Below are 14,984 nucleotides of genomic sequence, written 5' to 3'. Positions count from 1 at the left end.
TCCTCGTCAGGCCGGCGCGCCGATGCGCGGGGCGGTGGGCAGGGCGTCGCCGAGCTCGGCGGCGACGGCGTCACCGCTGCCGAGCGAGAAGGCGACCTGGCGGCCCCACAGGAAGTAGCGGTGGACCGGGTAGTCGATGTCGGCGCCGATGCCGCCGTGCAGGTGCTGCCCGGCGTGGACGACGCGCAGCCCGCCGACCGAGGCCCACCACTTGGCGACCAGGCTGGCCGACTCGGCGGCCTCCTCGTCACCGTTGTCCAGCAACCAGGCGGCCTTCTGCGTGGTCAGCCGGATCGCCTCGGTGTCGAGGTAGGCGTCGGTCGCCCGGACGGCGACGGCCTGGTTGGTCGAGAGCGGCCGGCCGAACTGCACGCGCTCGGAGGTGTAGGCGGCGGTGATCCGCAGGTCCTCCTCGCACACGCCGAGCGCGACCGCGGCGAGCGCGATGCGCAGCCGGCGCCGGGTCCAGTCCACGACGCGCGCGCCGTCGGCGGGCAGCAGGTCGTCCTCGGTGAGGACGACGTCCTCGAAGGCGACCGCGCCCGCGCTCTCGTTGCTGGTGGCCGCGACCGGGACCACGGTGACGCCGTCCCGGTCGACGGGGACGATCGCGACCCGCAGGCCGCCGTCCTCCAGGGCCACCGGTACGACGACCGCCGCCGCCACCGGCGCGGCCGGCACCTGCGGCAGCTCGCCGGTGACCCGCAGCCCGCCGTCGACCCGGAGCCCGGTGAGCCGGGCGACCTGGCCGGGTGCGGCGTCGAAGGCGCCGGTCACGATCAGGGTGCCCTCGACGACCGGTCCGAGCCATCTCTCGACCTGCGCGGCCGAGCCGAACTCCGCGAGCGGCAGCGCCGCGCCGGCGACGACCGACCACAGCGGCACGGGTGCGACGTGGCGGCCCTGCTGCTCGAGGAGGGCGACCAGGCCGCCCACGCCGAGCCCGGCGCCGCCCTTGTCCTCGGGGACGGCGATGCCGATCAGGCCGGAGGAGGCGAGGGTCTCCCACAGCCTCGCGTCGAAGCCGCCGTGGTTGCGCTCGACGTCGACGACGCGCTCGACCTGGGCGAGGTCGCCCAGGATCTGCGCGGCGAGGTCGCGGACCTCGGCGTGGTCCTCGGTCAGGGCGAAGTCCATCTCAGTTCCCGTCCTTCTTCTCGGTCTGGTTCTCCTTGCGGCGGGCCCCGAGCGTCATGCCGAGCGTCTTGGCCGCGACGATCTCGCGCATCACCTCGTTGGTGCCGCCGCCGAAGGTGTTGTTCTGGGCGCGCCGCCCGAGTGACTCGACCCGGCCCTCGATGGCCGCGCCGGGCGAGCCGGGGCGGAGCAGGCCGGCGGCGCCGAGCACCTGCTGGAGCCGGCCGTAGGCGGTCACGACGGCCTCGGTGCCGAAGATCTTGGCGGCCGCGGAGTCGCCGCCACCGAGGGTGTTGGCGGCGACGTCGGAGACCAGGCGCAGGTTCATCAGGTCGGCGGCGCTGAGCAGGGCGTAGGTCTCGGCGAGGGCGCTGCGCACCCACGGGACGTCGTACAGCGTCGTCGCACTGTCCGGGCCGAGCTTCTCGGCCTGCGCCCAGGCGAGCACCTCGTCGTACATCTGGTTGGCGATGCCGCCGCGGGCGGCCAGGGCGACCCGCTCGTGGTTGAGCTGGCTGGTCATCAGCTTCCAGCCCTGGTTGAGCTCGCCGACGACGTTGCTGAGCGGGACGCGGACGTCCTCGTAGTAGGTGGCCGAGGTGCTGATCCCGCCGACGGTGTGGATCTCGGTGACCGAGAACCCGGCGCTGCTGGTCGGGACGAGCACGACCGAGATGCCCTGGTGGCGAGGAGCGTCGGGGTCGGTGCGGACCGCGAGCCAGACCCAGTCGGCGAAGACGCCGGCGCTGGTGAAGATCTTGTTGCCGTTGATGACCAGCTCGTCACCGTCGATCCGGGCCCGGGTCTGCAGGCTGGCGAGATCGGTGCCGGCGCCGGGCTCGGTGTAGCCGATCGCGAACATCAGCTCGCCGCGCAGGATCTTCGGGAGGAAGAAGTCCTTCTGCTCCTTGCTGCCGTGCTTCATCAGCGTCGGTGCGACGGTGTTGAGGGTGACCAGCGACAGCGGGGCGCCGGCGCGCAGCGCCTCGTCGTAGAAGACGTAGAGCGCCTCGGGGTCCTCGCCGCGGCCGCCGTACTCGATCGGGAAGCCGAGGCCGAGCCAGCCGTCCTTGCCCATCTGGCGCAGGATCCGGTCGAACACCGGCCCGCCCTCGGTCTGGTCGGCCAGCGCGGCGCGGTCCTCGTCGTCGATGGTGGCGGCGAAGTAGGCGCGCAGCTCGGTGCGCAGTGCCTTGGAGCTGTCGGAGAGCTCTGGGTACATGGCGTGCTTCCTTGGTGGGTGGGGTGTCAGCGCGGGAGCCGGAGCACCCGGCGCGCGATCACGTTGAGCTGGATCTCGATGGTTCCGCCGCCGACGAGCACGGCGGGCAGGCCGAGGTGGTCGATGACGGGGTCGGTGGTGTGCTTGCCGGTCGGGGGTACGGCGACCAGCGCGTCGCGTCCCAGGACGCGGAGCAGGTCGCGGGAGTTGTCGCGCTGTGCGATCGCGTTGCAGACCTTCTGCACGCTGACCTCGGCGCCCCCGCCGACGCCGCCGAGCCCGTCGATCCGGGCCAGGACGGAGCGCAGGTTCAGCGCGGAGAGGGCCATCTCGCGGCCCACGCAGCGCCCGAGGACCTCGACGACGGCATCGCGCGAGGCCTCGTGGGCGCCGGAGGCGAGCACCGCCCGGACCAGGTCGCTGGAGCCGTGGCTGAGCCGGGCGCCCATGCTGAGGCGCTCGTTGGCGAGGGTGGTGACGGCGAGCCGCCAGCCCGCGCCGGGCTCGGCGACGAGGCACTCGTCGGGCACGAAGACGTCGTCGAGGAAGACCTCGTTGAACTCCGAGAGCCCGGTCGCCTGGCGCAACGGACGGACATCGACGCCCTCGCTGCGCATGTCGACGAGGAAGTAGGAGATCCCTGCGTGCTTGGGGGCGTCGGGATCGGTGCGGGCCAGGCACACGCCCCAGTCGGCCTCGGCGGCCATGGAGTTCCACACCTTCTGGCCGGTGAGGACCCAGCCGCCGTCGACCTTGCGGGCGCGGGTGGACAGGCCGGCGAGGTCGGAGCCGGCGCCGGGTTCGGAGAACAGCTGGCACCAGAAGATCTCGCCGCGCAGGGTCGGGTCGACGAACCGCTGCTGCTGGGCGGGCGTCCCGTGCAGCAGCAAGGTCGGCAACACCCACTCGCCGATCACGGTCGAGGGCTGGGCGAGCGCGCGGCGGGCGAACTCCTGGGCGATGACGGCCTGCTCCTCCGGGCCGGCCGCTCGGCCCCAGGGCTCGGGATAATGCGGTGCGACGAGGCGCGCGTCGGCGAGGTGCTCCTGGCGACGGCCGCCGCGCGAGGGCGCCCAGCCCGTGGCGGGAACGCCGTCCTCGGGGAGCGCGAGCGCGGCGTCGAGGACCGCGGCCAGCTCGGCACGCAGCTCGGGCAGGGCGTCGTCGGCGACGAAGCCGAAGTCCCGCTCTCCCTCGAGGGCGGCAGCGCCCAGGCGGGCGGCCCACGTCGCCTCCGGGCCGTTGGCGGCGGACAGGCTGATCGCGCGGCGCCAGTAGAGGTGGGCGTCGTGCTCCCAGGTGAAGCCGATGCCGCCGAAGAGCAGCACCGCCTCGGCCGCGACGTCGACGGCCGCGGGCAGCGCGGTGAGGCCGACCTGGGCGGCGGCGAGGCGCTGCTGGGCCGGGTTGTCGTGCTCGTCGTCGCCGGCGCGGGCCGCGTCCCACGCGGCGGCTCCGATCATCTCGGCCTTCACCAGCAGGAGGGCCGCCTTGTGCTGCACCGCCTGGAAGCTGCCGACCGGGACGCCGAACTGCTCGCGGGTGGAGACGTGGGCGACGGCCGCGTCGACGCACCACCGGGCGACGCCCGCGGCGTCGGCGGCGAGCAGGGCAGCGGCGGCCAGCTCGGCCCGCTCGGCGGCGGGTGCGGGCAGCACCTCGGCCGCGCCCACGAGCCTGCCGTCGAGGACGAGCCGGCCGACCGATCGGGAGAGGTCGGTGGCCGGCTCGCCGATCACCTCGCCGGCGGCGGGCGTCAGCACGCACCACACCGGCTGGCCCGTGGCACTGGTCGCGCGGACCACGACCAGGTCGGCGCCCGGCAGGCCCAGGACGGGTCGGGTCTCGCCCTGCAGGAGCCAGCCGCCGTCGTACGGCGTCGCGGTGAGGCCGGGCCCGTCGGACAGGGCACCGGTGGCGCCCTCGGCGAAGCCCTCCAGCGCTGCGCTGCGCACCGGGCTCTCCGGTGCTGCCGAGACGACGGCGCTGGCGAGGACGGTGCTCAGGAACGGGCCGGGGTGCAGGGCGCGGCCGAGCTGCTCGGTGACGACGGCGAGCTCGACCAGACCGGCGCCCGCGCCGCCGTCCTCCTCGGGCAGGTGGATGGCGTGCAGGCCCTGCTGGACGAGGGCGTCCCAGGCCTCGGGCCGCTTGCCGGCGGCGAGGTCGTCGAGCTGGGCGCGGGTCGCCTCGACCGGGGCGGCCCGGCGGGTCCAGGCGGCGACGGAGTCGGCCAGGTCGCGGTGGTCGTCGGTGAGGGCGAGTGCCATGTCAGAGCCGTTCGATCAGGAGGCAGGTGGTGGCGGCGGACGCGCAGATCGCGACCATGGCGACCTGGCCGTCGCGGCGCTCGAGCTCGGCGAGGGCGGTCGCGATCAGCCGGATGCCGGTGGCGCCCGCGGGGTGGCCGAGGGCGATGGCCCCGCCGTTGGGGTTGAGGCGGTCCTCGTCGACGCCGTGGACCCGCGCGAAGGACATCGGCACCGACGCGAACGCCTCGTTGACCTCGAACACGTCGACGTCGCCGATGCTCATGCCCGCGCGGGCGAGCACCTTCGTGGCGGCCTCGACCGGGGCGTCGAGCATGTACTCCAGGTCGCCGCCCATCACGCACTGGTTGAGCAGCCGCGCCCGCGGCCTCAGGCCGAGCTCCGCGGCCCTGCCGGCCGACATGAGGAGTGCCGCGCTGGCGCCGTCGGAGACCTGCGAGGACGAGCCGGCGGTGTGCAGGCCGCCGTCCTTGACCGGCTTCAGCCTCGCCAGTGCGTCCATCGAGGACTCGCGCAGTCCCTGGTCACGGGTCACCGTGCCGTGGTCGGGCGTGGCGACCGGGATCACCTGGCCGTCGAAGACACCGGCGTCCCACGCCGCCGCGGCGCGCTGCTGGGAGCGCAGGCCGAAGGCGTCCAGGTCCGCGCGGCCGAAGCCGCGGCGTGCGGCGATCCGGTCGGCCGCCGTGTACTGGTCCGGGTTGTCGACCGACCAGCTCTCCGGGCGCGGCGTCCCGAGACCGGTGCCGACCTTGTAGGTCAGCGGGACCCGCGACATCAGCTCGACGCCGCACGCCATGCCGACCTCGAGCGAGCCGATCGCGATCTGGCCGGCGAGCAGGTTGACCGCCTGTGCGGCCGTCCCGCACTGGGCGTCGATGGTCGTCGTACCCGTCGCGGTGGGCAGCCCCGCGTGCACCCAGGAGGTGCGGGTGATGTTGCCGAACTGCTCCCCGATCGGCGTCACGCAGCCGCCGATGGCCTGCTCGACGAGCGCGGGGTCGATGCCGGCGCGGTCGAGGACGCCGCGCTGGGCGTGACCGAGCAGCTCCGCGGCGTGCACGCCGGAGAGCCAGCCGTCGCTCTTGCCGAACGGCGTGCGCGCGGCGTCGACGATGACGGGGCTCATGCGGATGCTCCTTCGAGGGGGTGGACGGTGAGGCCCCAGTTCCGGATCAGATCCAGGCTCACGGTGGTGCGGCCGGTGACGTCGGCCGGGCAGTCGCACAGGGCGAGGACGGCCTCGGCCATCTCCGCCAGCGACTCGACCTGGTCGGGGCGGATGGTGTCGCCGACGAGCAGCGACGCGCCCTCGCTGAGGACGGCGGCCCGCGGCTGCACGGTGTTGACCCGGATGCCGGTGCCGTGGAGCTCGGCGCCGAGCCCGTTGGTGATCCGGTTGAGTGCGGCCTTCGAGGCGGCGTACACCGCGAGGTCCGCGCCGGGCTCCACCAGCTCGAACGGCGGGCCGTCGAAGTGACGGGCCGAGGCGCTGGAGAGGTTGACGATCCAGCCCTCCCCCGCGGCCCGCATGCCCGGGAGGACGGCCTGGACCAGGTCGAGCGGCGCGTGCACGTTGACCTCGAAGCTCAGCCGGCGACGGCGCAGCGGGAAGTCCGCCAGCGGCTGGTAGATCGCCGCCGCGGCGTTGTTGACCAGGATCTCGACGGTGCCGCCGAGCAGCTCCTCGGCGGCCGGCACGATCCCGGCCCGGCTGTCCTCGTCGGCCAGGTCGGCGACGTACGACGCCACCCGGGTGCCGTACGCCGCCAGTCGTGCCACCGTCTCTGCCAGGCTGCCGGCGAGGCGGCTGCCGCCGGGCTCGGCGGTGCGGGCGACGAGGACGACGTCGGCGCCCTCGGCGGCCAGCCGCTCGGCGACGCCGGCGCCGATGCCCCGGCTGGCGCCGGTCACCAGGGCGCGGCGGCCCGCGAACCGCCTGCTCATCGGTCCGCGGCGAGGACGAGCGCCGAGTGCGGGACGGGCGATCCGCCGGTGACCAGCACGTTGTCGAGCGTCTTGCCGGGCTGGTTGACCGACGTGCCACGGACCAGGCGCACGCCCTCGGCGATGCCGTTGACGCCGTGGATGTAGCCCTCGCCGAGCTGGCCGCCGTTGGTGTTGATCGGCAGGCGGCCGTCGAGCTCGAGGTTGCCGTCGGCGATGAAGTGCCGGGCCTCGCCGCGGCCGCAGAAGCCGTACTCCTCGAGCTGCAGCAGCACCATCGGCGTGAAGGCGTCGTACAGGATCGCGGCGTCGATGTCGTCGGGACCGATCCCGGCCTGGCGCCACAGCTGCTGGGCGACCAGCTCGACCTCGGGCATCGCCTCGATGTCGTCGCGGTAGTAGCTGCTCATCGAGATCTGCTGCGGGCCCACGCCCTGCGCGGCGCCGGTGATCACGGCCGGTGGGTGCGGCAGGTCGCGCGCCCGCTCGGTGCTGACGATCACCAGGGCCTGACCCCCGTCGCTCTCCTGGCAGCAGTCGAGCAGGCGCAGCGGGTCGGCGATCATCCGCGAGGCCTGGTGCTCCTCGATCGTGATCGGGCGCTCGAAGAACCAGGCCTTCGGGTTGGTGGCCGCGTGCTTGCGCGAGAGCACCGAGATCTGGCCGAAGTCGGCGCTGGTGGCGCCGTACCTCTCCATGTAGAGCCGAGCCAGGAACGCCTCCTGCTGGGCCGGCGTGAGCAGGCCGTAGGGGTTGATCCAGTTGCGGTACTCCTGGTCGGTGTTCTGGTTGTAGGCGAACGGCGGCGGGCCCTGGCCGAAGCGGTGCCCGGAGCGCTCGTTGAACGCGCGGTAGACGACGACCACGTCGGCGACGCCGGACGTCACCGCCAGCGCGGCCTGCTGCACCGGCGCGCAGGCACCGCCGCCGCCGTGCGGGATCCGGCTGAAGAACGTCAGCTCCGGGATGCCGAGCGCGCGGGCGACCGCGATCTCCGGGTTGGTCTCCATGGTGAAGAGCGCGAACCCGTCGACCTCCTCGACGCCGACCTGCGCGTCGTCGAGGGCGGCGAGCACGGCCTCGCAGGCCAGCTGCCACTCGCTGCGCCCGGAGTTCTTGGAGAACTCGGTCGCACCGATGCCGGCGATCGCGGCGCCGCCGGAGAAGGTCGTGCTCACTGGATGCCTCCGATGGGCTGGTCGAGGGTGACGGTGGCGGTGACGTGCGCGCCGCGGGCGTTGCGGCCGGCGACCTTCAGCGTCACGGCGGCCTCGGTGACCTCGGCGACCTCTCCGGAGAACGTCATGGTGTCGCCGGGGAAGTTCGGTACGCCGAGGCGCAGCGCCACCTTGCGGATCCGGGTCGCCGGGCCGAACAGGTCGGTCACGTAGCGGTCGAGGAAGCCGTTGGTGGAGTTGATCGACATGAAGATGTCGGGGGTGCCGCGGTCGTTGGCCTTGGCGGGGTCGTGGTGCACGTCCTCGAAGTCCTGGCTGGCGATCGCGGTCGCGACGATGGTCGTCCGGTCGAGCGGGAGCGCGAGCTCGGGCAGGACGTCGCCGGGCTTCGGCGCGGTCACTCGGCACCTCCCGTCGTGGCGGCCGGACGCAGCTGCGGCAGCACCTCGCCGTGCGCGTGCTCGGCGAAGCCGACCTCGAGCTCGAGGCCGCGGCGCAGGTCGGCGTGGTCCACGCCGCTGATGTCGGCAACCAGCCGGGTGCCCTCCTCGAGGTCGACCAGGCCGACCGCGAGCGGGTAGGTGAACGCGGGGTCCTGCGGGTGGTGGACGACCGTCCAGCTGTGCAGCGTGGCTCGCCGGGTCGACTCGACCGTGTCCCACTCGAACGAGCGGCACGAGGGGCAGGCCGGGCCGGGAGGGTGACGCAGCGTCTTGCAGTCGGTGCAGCGCTGGATCTCCAGCCGGCCCTCGCGGGCGGCGGTGAAGAAGAACTCGTTGTCCTGGGTGACCGTCAGGCCGGGGACGGCGGTCCGTCGCTCCGGGGTGGCGTCGCTCATGCCGCGGGCTCCTTGGGTGCGTCCTTGGTGGTGGGGTCGAAGCGGAGGATCACGAACCTCTCGTCGACGAGCAGCTCGCCCGCCTGGTCGACGTACCGCTTGCGCAGCGTGATGAAGCAGCCGTTGCCGAGGCCGGTCCGCTTGATCGGGGAGATGTCCTCGATCGTGAAGTGGCAGGTGACCCGGGTGCCGGGCGTGAGCTCGCGGACGTACTCCTGCTCCTGCGCGGTCGCGACCACCGAGGTGAAGCCGTGCTCGTCGAGCAGTGCCAGCAGCCGCGAGTAGGCGTGGTCCTCCTGGACGCCCTCGGCGCGCAGTGCCTGGACCTGCCGCCAGCGGCGGTAGCCCTGCATCACCCAGGTGGTGACCATGGCCGGCGGGCAGATCACGTCGTCACGGCCGGTGGCGCGTGCCGCCTCGGGGTCGACGTACACCGGGTTGTGGTCGTCGTGGGCCTCGACCCAGTTGCGGATCATCGCCTCGTTGACGGCGTACCGCGCCACGCGGGGCGGCTCGGCCACCTCGCCGACGAACTCCCCGAACCGGGACTCGAGCTCCTCCATCGACCGTCCTTCGCCAGATCGCGCCTTCTTGAGCAAGCGCTTGGTTATTGGCCGTGGCACCGGCCCCTTCGCTCGGTCACCATGTCCGTCCCGGGCCCTCTCGCGCGAACGGCACTCCCGCTGAGCGGGCACGTCTCCCCCGCGCTCCGGCCGACCGGAGAGAATCCGGGACGACCGACCAGGAGGAGCCCCATGCGCACGATCACCGGCCGGCGTACCGAGATCATGGAGGTCGCGGCGGCGATGTTCGCCGAGCGCGGCATCGGCGCGACGACGGTCCGCGAGATCGGCGAGTCGGCCGGCGTGCTCTCCGGCAGCCTGTACCACCACTTCTCGTCGAAGGACGAGATCGTGCGCGAGGTGCTCGCCGACTTCATGGACCAGATCGAACGCGCCTTCTCGGCCGTCGCGGCCGCGTCCACCTCCCCGGAGGAGACCGTGCGCGGGTTGGTCCGCGCGACGCTGGAGTGCATCGACAGCCACCCGCACGCGACCCGGATCTACCAGCGCGACCGCGCCTACCTGCGCCAGCACGGCCTGCTGGACGCGATCGACACCAAGTCCCGCGCCGTACGCCGCCACTGGCGCACGGCGATCGACGCCGGGATCGCCGCCGGCGACTTCCGTGCCGAGGTACCGGGCGACGTGTTCTACCGCTCCCTGCGCGACACCCTGTGGGCCACCATGCACTGGCCGAACCGGGCGTCGTGGTCGACCGAGGAGTTCGCCGACCTGATGGCGTCGATGTTCCTCGGCGGCTTCCGGGCCGGCTCCTAGGCGAGCCCGAACATCACCCGCGGCGAGACCGGCACTCCCCCGTCCGGCTCGGCGATGCCGTACTCCGCGGCGGCCTCGGCGGTGACGACCACCGTTCCGGTCCGCCCGTGGACGGCGGGATCGGCGGCCAGTGCGGCGACCACGCGGCCCTGCAGCTCAGGCGTCTCGGCGTCGGAGACGGGTACGCCGGCGATGGACTCCAGGCCGCTGGCGAGCAGCTGCTCGGTGCGGACCAGGCCGGGCCACAGCGAGAGCACCGTGACGCCGTCGGCGCCGAGCTCGAGCGCGAGGTCCTGGGTCATCTTGTCGAGGCCGGCCTTCCCGACGCCGTACAGCGTGGAGTGGAGGTAGGCGCGGGCGCCGACAGAGGAGACGTTGACGACCAGGCCGCTCCCCTGCGCGACGAGGATCGGCGCGGCGGCGTGGGTCGCGACGAAATGGGCGCGCAGGCCGATCCCGACCAGGCTGTCCCAGTCCGACAACGGCCGCTCCCAGAACCGCTCGGGGCGCAGGTGGTTCATCCGCGGCCCGGCCCAGACGTTGTTGACGAGCAGGTCCAGCCGGCCGTGCTCCTCGGCGACGCCGCGGACCAGCGCGGCGACCTCGGCGTCGTCCTCGTGGTGGCACGTGCGGGCGCTGCCGTGTCCGCCGGCAGCGTCGACCCGGGCCACGGTCGCGGCCAGCCGGGACTCGTCGCGCCCGGACACCACGACCGTCCAGCCGGCCTCGGCGAGGCCGACCGCGATGCCCTGCCCGACCCCCTTGCTGCCACCGGTGACGAGGGCGACCCGCTCGCCGCTCACCGCAGCGACCCGCTCACCGTGAAGCCGTCGGCGAGCGGCTGCTCGAGGGTCCACAGAGTGGTGACGGCGGAGCGGGCGATGCGCCACTCGCCCTCCTCGAGGGCATAGCCGTCGTCGTACTCGATGGCGCTGACCCGCTCCACCTGCGCGACCAGGTCGACCTGCCGGAAGCGCAGCGTCCAGCGGCCCGTCGCCTCGGTGGCGCCGAGCACGTCGATGTCGGCGTGCAGGGCGTGGTGCATGTCGAGGACGACGTAGCGGCCCTCGACCTTGCGCAGCGCGATGCCCTCGAACACCCCGACCAGGGCGTCGGCGCCCTCGAACCGGCCGATCCGCTCGCCATAGTCGAGCACGGCGCCCTCGGCGACGAACGCGGCGCGGAACCCGGCGGGATCCTTGGCGTCGCAGGCGCGCAGGTAGCGGTGCTTGAGGGCCTTGATCTCCGCGACGGCCTCGAGCCGGGCGACGCGGTCGGCGAGCGTTCCTGGGGCGGTCATGCCAGCACTCTGACGGAGTCGCACCGGTCACGGGAAGCAGCCTCCTGCTGGCCGGGAGCGACCGGGTCGCGGCGGCCCCGGCCGGCAGTAGCATCCGGACGTGAGCAACGAGGTCCTCATCGCCGTCGAAGAGCTCCTCCCCGGGATCGCCGAGCGGGCGCCCGCCGCTGAGGACGCGCGCCGGATCCCGGACGAGACCATGGCCGAGCTCGTCGGAGCGGGCGTGTTCCGCATGCTCCAGCCGAGCCGGTACGGCGGCCGCGAGGGCGACCCGCTCGAGTTCTACGAGGTCGTGCGGGCGATCGCCGGGGCGTGCGGCTCGACCGGCTGGGTCGCCGGGGTCGTCGGCTGCCACCCGTGGCAGGTCGCGCAGTACCCGGACGCGGCCCAGCAGGAGGTGTGGGGCGCCGATCCCGACACGCTGGTCGCGTCGTCGTACGCCCCCGTCGGGACGATCACCCGGGTCAAGGGCGGGTTCCGGCTGAGCGGACGGTGGAGCTTCTCGTCGGGCTGTGACCACGCGGCGTGGGCCACGCTCGGCGGCCTGCTGGTCGACGCGGAGGGCCGGCCCCAGGACTTCATGACCATGCTTCTGCCGCGCGCGGACTACACGATCATCGACGTGTGGGACGCGATGGGCCTGCGCGGCTCGGGCAGCAACGACATCGTCGTGGACGACACGTTCGTGCCCGAGCACCGGGCGTTGCGCAACTACGAGCAGCACCAGCTGCAGGCACCCGGGCGCGCCGTCAACACCGGCCCGCTCTACGCGATGCCGTTCGGCACCGTCTTCCCGATGGCGATCACCGCGCCGGTGATCGGCATCGCCGCCGGCGCCCACGAGCGCTACCTGGGCACGATGCGCGACCGGGTGCGGCTGAGCCTGGGCGGCGGCCGGTTCGCCGAGGACCCGCACGCGCACGTCACCGTCGCGCGCGCCGCCTCGGACATCGACGCCGCGATCCTGCAGACCGAGCGCAGCGTCCGCGACATCTACGCGTGCGCGGTGCGGGGCGAGGAGATCCCGATGGACTGGCGGTTCCGGGCCCGCCGCGACCAGGTCACCTCGACCGAGCGCGCGCTTGCTGCGGTCGACGCACTCTTCAAGACCGCGGGCGGCTCCTCACTGCGCCGCGGCAACCCGATCGAGCGGGCCTGGCGCGACACCCACGCCGGCGGGGTCCACGTCGCGAACGACGTGGAGCGCGCGCTCACGATGTACGGACGCCACGCCTTCGGGCTCGACGTGGAGGACACGCTCGTCTGACCCGGCCGGGTCAGCGCATCATGTCCTGCACCGCCCGCCACCCGAAGACCATGGCCGTGCCGATCGGCACGCCCGGCCCCGGGTAGCAGGCGCCCGACAGCGACGCGCTGGCGTTGCCGGTGGCGTAGAGCCCGGGCAGCGGCCGGTCGTCGACGCCGAGCACACGCGCGTCGACGTCGGTACGCAGCCCGCCCTTGGTGCCGAGGTCGGCGAGCACCAGCCTGGCGGCGTAGTACGGCGGCTGGTCGAGCGGGACCAGCGCCGGGTTGGGGCCGTCGCCGACCGCGAAGAACTGGTCGTACTCGTCAGTGCCGCGACCGAAGTCCCCGTCGGTGCCCGCGGCGGCGAAGGCGTTGAACCGGTCGAGCGTCGCCTGCAGGTCCTCGGCCGGAAGGCCGGTGTCGATGGCCAGCTCCGCAACGGTGTCCGCGCGCACCCAGGTGCCGGCGGCGAGGTGCTCCTCGGCGGGCGCGGCCGGCATCGTGATCGCCGGCGCCACCCCGCCGGAGCGGGAGTCGAACACGAACCAGGCGGGGATCCGGCCCGGCTCGGCCGAGAGCCGGCGGCCCATCTGGTCGTAGGGCAGCGACTCGTTCGCGAACCGACGGCCCTGCTGGTCGACCACGACGCCGCCGCGGAACCCGAGCGTGAAGGCCGCCTGGCCGTCCGGGGTGAGCAGGCCCGGGCACCACCAGCCCTCGTCCATCAGCTCGGTGGTCGCGCCGATCGCCACGGCGGCCGCGATCGGCTCCCCGGTGTTGGTCGCCGCCGGCGCCATCGCCCATGCGGCGGCACCGGGGACGCCGTACTTGGTCCGGAGGTCCTGGTTGCGCTCGAAGCCGCCGCTGCCGAGCAGCACGCCGCGGCGCGCGGCGATCCGGCGCGCACCGCCAGCAGTGGCGGCGATGACGCCGACGACGCGGCCCTCGACCACGATGAGCTCGGTCATCTCGGTGCCGGTGCGGACGGTGCCGCCGTGGTCGTGGAAGGCATGGAGCAGGCGCCCGATCAAGGCCCGGCCACCGACGAGCGGCTGGTCCGGGTGGTGCCCCAGGCCCGCGCGGTCGCGGTCGACGGCGGGCCGCACGAGGTCGGCCAGCCCGGCGGGCAGCGCGTCGGCCGGCAGCGGGACCGGGACGATCGAGCGGCCGCCCGGCACCCGGCCGGGCGCGTCGAAGTAGTCGGGGAACGCCTGCGCCACCAGCTCGACCGCCGGCTCGGCCTCGAGTTCGGCGACCACCGCCGGCGCGCCCTCGAGGAAGGCCTCCTGACGCGCCGCCTCGGCCTCGCCGAGCAGCGCGCGGAGGTAGGTCCGGCCGGACTCGGTCGAGTCCGCCGATCCCGCACGACGGGTGACCTCGCTGCCCGGCAGCCAGGCGGCGGCGCCGGAGTACGCCGAGGTCCCGCCCAGCAGCGCGGACTTCTCCAGCACGACGGTGCTCAGTCCGTTGCGGGCGGCGGTGACCGCGGCCGCCATCGCGCCGGCTCCGGAGCCGACCACGACCACGTCGTAGGTCTCGTCGTACTGCGTGGTCATCGGGCCTCCTGCGTCGCGGACGTTCCGGCCCACCTTGGCGGCGTCGTCGCGACGGCGCCGGTCCGGCTCCCGATCAGCGGAAGGACGCCAGCCGGTGGGCGACCGCCCGCGTCGCGCGCACCACCATCGGGGCGAGCTGCTCGAAGTCGATCTGCGGCCCGCCGACCAGCGAGATCCCGCCACACGGCCCGTCGCGGCCGATGATCGGCGCCGCGACGCAGCCGAGTCGCAGGTGGTTGCGCCCCCGGTCGAGTACGACGCCCGCCCGGGCCCGGACCCGGACCAGCTCGCGGTGCAGGGCGACCAGGTCGACCCGCCTCTTGTCCGAGGTCTGTGCGAGCTGGACGGCGACCAGCGCGTCGACCTCCTCGGGAGGCAGGAACGCCAGCTGGGCCTTGCCGATCAGCGCCCACGACGCCGGCAGCCGTCCGCCGACCCGGCTCGGGACACGTGCGGCGAGGGCACCGCCGACCTTGTCCAGGATCCGCACGTCCGCGCCCTCCAGCACGCCGAGGTGGACGACCAGCCCGGTCTCCAGGTGCAGGCTGCGCAGGGTCTCGGCCGCCGCGGCACGCAGGTCCATCTCGGGGGCATCGCCGCCACCGAGGCCGAGCGCCCGACTGCCGAGCGCGTAGCCGGCCGGCGTGTGGCGAACCCAGTCGAGCGCGATCAGCTGGTTGAGGATCCGGTGCGCGGTCGACCGGGGCAGCCCGGTCGCGTCCTGCACGTCCTCGAGCGAGAGCCGCGACGACGGCGACCCGAAGGCGACCATGATCGTGGTCATCCGTTCGACCATCGACGGCGGGCGCTCCTCGGCCCGGTCCCGGTCGGCCCTCTCGAGGACTCCGCCCGACGTGCTCATCGCCACCTCCTGCTCGAGTTCGGGCACTTTAGCAAGCACTTGCTTGGTTAATGAAGGGCTTTGCGAATCCGTCTCGGTGGGCAGCC

The 14,984-nt window shown here is 73.8% G+C and carries 15 protein-coding genes; 2 read left to right on the top strand and 13 right to left on the bottom strand.

What is annotated here, in order from left to right; all coding sequences use genetic code 11:
• Positions 1–6: 6 nt before the first annotated feature.
• The 9 genes from QI633_RS08725 to QI633_RS08685 are packed head-to-tail and all read right to left on the bottom strand — an operon-like array spanning position 7 to position 9,155.
• Entirely contained in the window at positions 7–1,137 is a 1,131-nt protein-coding gene (locus QI633_RS08725) for an acyl-CoA dehydrogenase family protein (RefSeq protein WP_282428707.1), read from the bottom strand.
• 1 nt (position 1,138) lies between these two features.
• On the bottom strand, positions 1,139–2,359 hold the full coding sequence (locus QI633_RS08720; RefSeq protein ID WP_141799527.1) for an acyl-CoA dehydrogenase family protein: 1,221 nt from the start codon (positions 2,357–2,359) through the stop codon (positions 1,139–1,141).
• Positions 2,360–2,385: 26 nt separating this feature from the next.
• Complete coding sequence (locus QI633_RS08715; protein WP_282428706.1) at positions 2,386–4,629, bottom strand: acyl-CoA dehydrogenase; 2,244 nt, start codon at positions 4,627–4,629, stop codon at positions 2,386–2,388.
• Between the two features lies 1 nt (position 4,630).
• Positions 4,631–5,758, bottom strand: a complete 1,128-nt coding sequence (locus tag QI633_RS08710; RefSeq protein ID WP_282428705.1) for a steroid 3-ketoacyl-CoA thiolase — start codon at positions 5,756–5,758, stop codon at positions 4,631–4,633.
• Entirely contained in the window at positions 5,755–6,576 is an 822-nt protein-coding gene (locus QI633_RS08705) for an SDR family NAD(P)-dependent oxidoreductase (RefSeq protein ID WP_282428704.1), read from the bottom strand. The genes QI633_RS08710 and QI633_RS08705 overlap by 4 nt, the downstream gene beginning before the upstream one ends.
• Entirely contained in the window at positions 6,573–7,754 is a 1,182-nt protein-coding gene (locus QI633_RS08700) for a lipid-transfer protein (RefSeq protein WP_141799531.1), read from the bottom strand. Before QI633_RS08700 ends, QI633_RS08705 begins: the two co-directional genes overlap by 4 nt.
• A complete protein-coding gene (locus QI633_RS08695; protein WP_141799532.1) occupies positions 7,751–8,155 on the bottom strand; it encodes a MaoC/PaaZ C-terminal domain-containing protein in 405 nt (134 codons plus the stop codon). Before QI633_RS08695 ends, QI633_RS08700 begins: the two co-directional genes overlap by 4 nt.
• Positions 8,152–8,592, bottom strand: coding sequence for an OB-fold domain-containing protein (locus tag QI633_RS08690; protein ID WP_282428703.1), 441 nt, complete (start codon positions 8,590–8,592; stop codon positions 8,152–8,154). Before QI633_RS08690 ends, QI633_RS08695 begins: the two co-directional genes overlap by 4 nt.
• Positions 8,589–9,155 (bottom strand): MaoC family dehydratase N-terminal domain-containing protein, encoded by a 567-nt coding sequence (locus QI633_RS08685; RefSeq protein WP_141799534.1) that lies wholly within the window; start codon positions 9,153–9,155, stop codon positions 8,589–8,591. Before QI633_RS08685 ends, QI633_RS08690 begins: the two co-directional genes overlap by 4 nt.
• Before the next feature lie 192 nt (positions 9,156–9,347).
• Between QI633_RS08685 and QI633_RS08680 the strand changes: the two genes are divergently transcribed.
• Positions 9,348–9,932, top strand: a complete 585-nt coding sequence (locus QI633_RS08680; protein ID WP_282428702.1) for a TetR/AcrR family transcriptional regulator — start codon at positions 9,348–9,350, stop codon at positions 9,930–9,932.
• Here QI633_RS08680 and QI633_RS08675 read toward each other — a convergent pair.
• Complete coding sequence (locus QI633_RS08675) at positions 9,929–10,735, bottom strand: SDR family NAD(P)-dependent oxidoreductase (RefSeq protein ID WP_282428701.1); 807 nt, start codon at positions 10,733–10,735, stop codon at positions 9,929–9,931. The genes QI633_RS08680 and QI633_RS08675 overlap by 4 nt on opposite strands.
• Positions 10,732–11,232: a nuclear transport factor 2 family protein gene (locus QI633_RS08670; RefSeq protein ID WP_282428700.1), complete on the bottom strand. Its 501-nt coding sequence runs from the start codon at positions 11,230–11,232 to the stop codon at positions 10,732–10,734. The genes QI633_RS08675 and QI633_RS08670 overlap by 4 nt, the downstream gene beginning before the upstream one ends.
• A 100-nt stretch (positions 11,233–11,332) precedes the next feature.
• Here QI633_RS08670 and hsaA point away from each other — a divergent pair, with 100 nt between their 5' ends.
• Positions 11,333–12,499, top strand: coding sequence for a 3-hydroxy-9,10-secoandrosta-1,3,5(10)-triene-9,17-dione monooxygenase oxygenase subunit (gene hsaA / locus QI633_RS08665; protein ID WP_282428699.1), 1,167 nt, complete (start codon positions 11,333–11,335; stop codon positions 12,497–12,499).
• 10 nt (positions 12,500–12,509) lie between these two features.
• Here the strand turns inward: hsaA and QI633_RS08660 are convergent, their stop codons facing one another.
• Both QI633_RS08660 and QI633_RS08655 read right to left on the bottom strand, forming a co-directional pair.
• On the bottom strand, positions 12,510–14,036 hold the full coding sequence (locus QI633_RS08660) for an FAD-dependent oxidoreductase (RefSeq protein WP_282428698.1): 1,527 nt from the start codon (positions 14,034–14,036) through the stop codon (positions 12,510–12,512).
• Positions 14,037–14,109: 73 nt separating this feature from the next.
• Positions 14,110–14,898, bottom strand: a complete 789-nt coding sequence (locus tag QI633_RS08655) for an IclR family transcriptional regulator (protein WP_282428697.1) — start codon at positions 14,896–14,898, stop codon at positions 14,110–14,112.
• Between the last annotated feature and the right edge of the window lie 86 nt (positions 14,899–14,984).

The sequence above is a fragment of the Nocardioides sp. QY071 genome (assembly GCF_029961765.1).
In the GTDB taxonomy this organism is placed as follows: domain Bacteria; phylum Actinomycetota; class Actinomycetes; order Propionibacteriales; family Nocardioidaceae; genus Nocardioides.
This window is presented reverse-complemented; position numbering and strand designations above follow the sequence as displayed.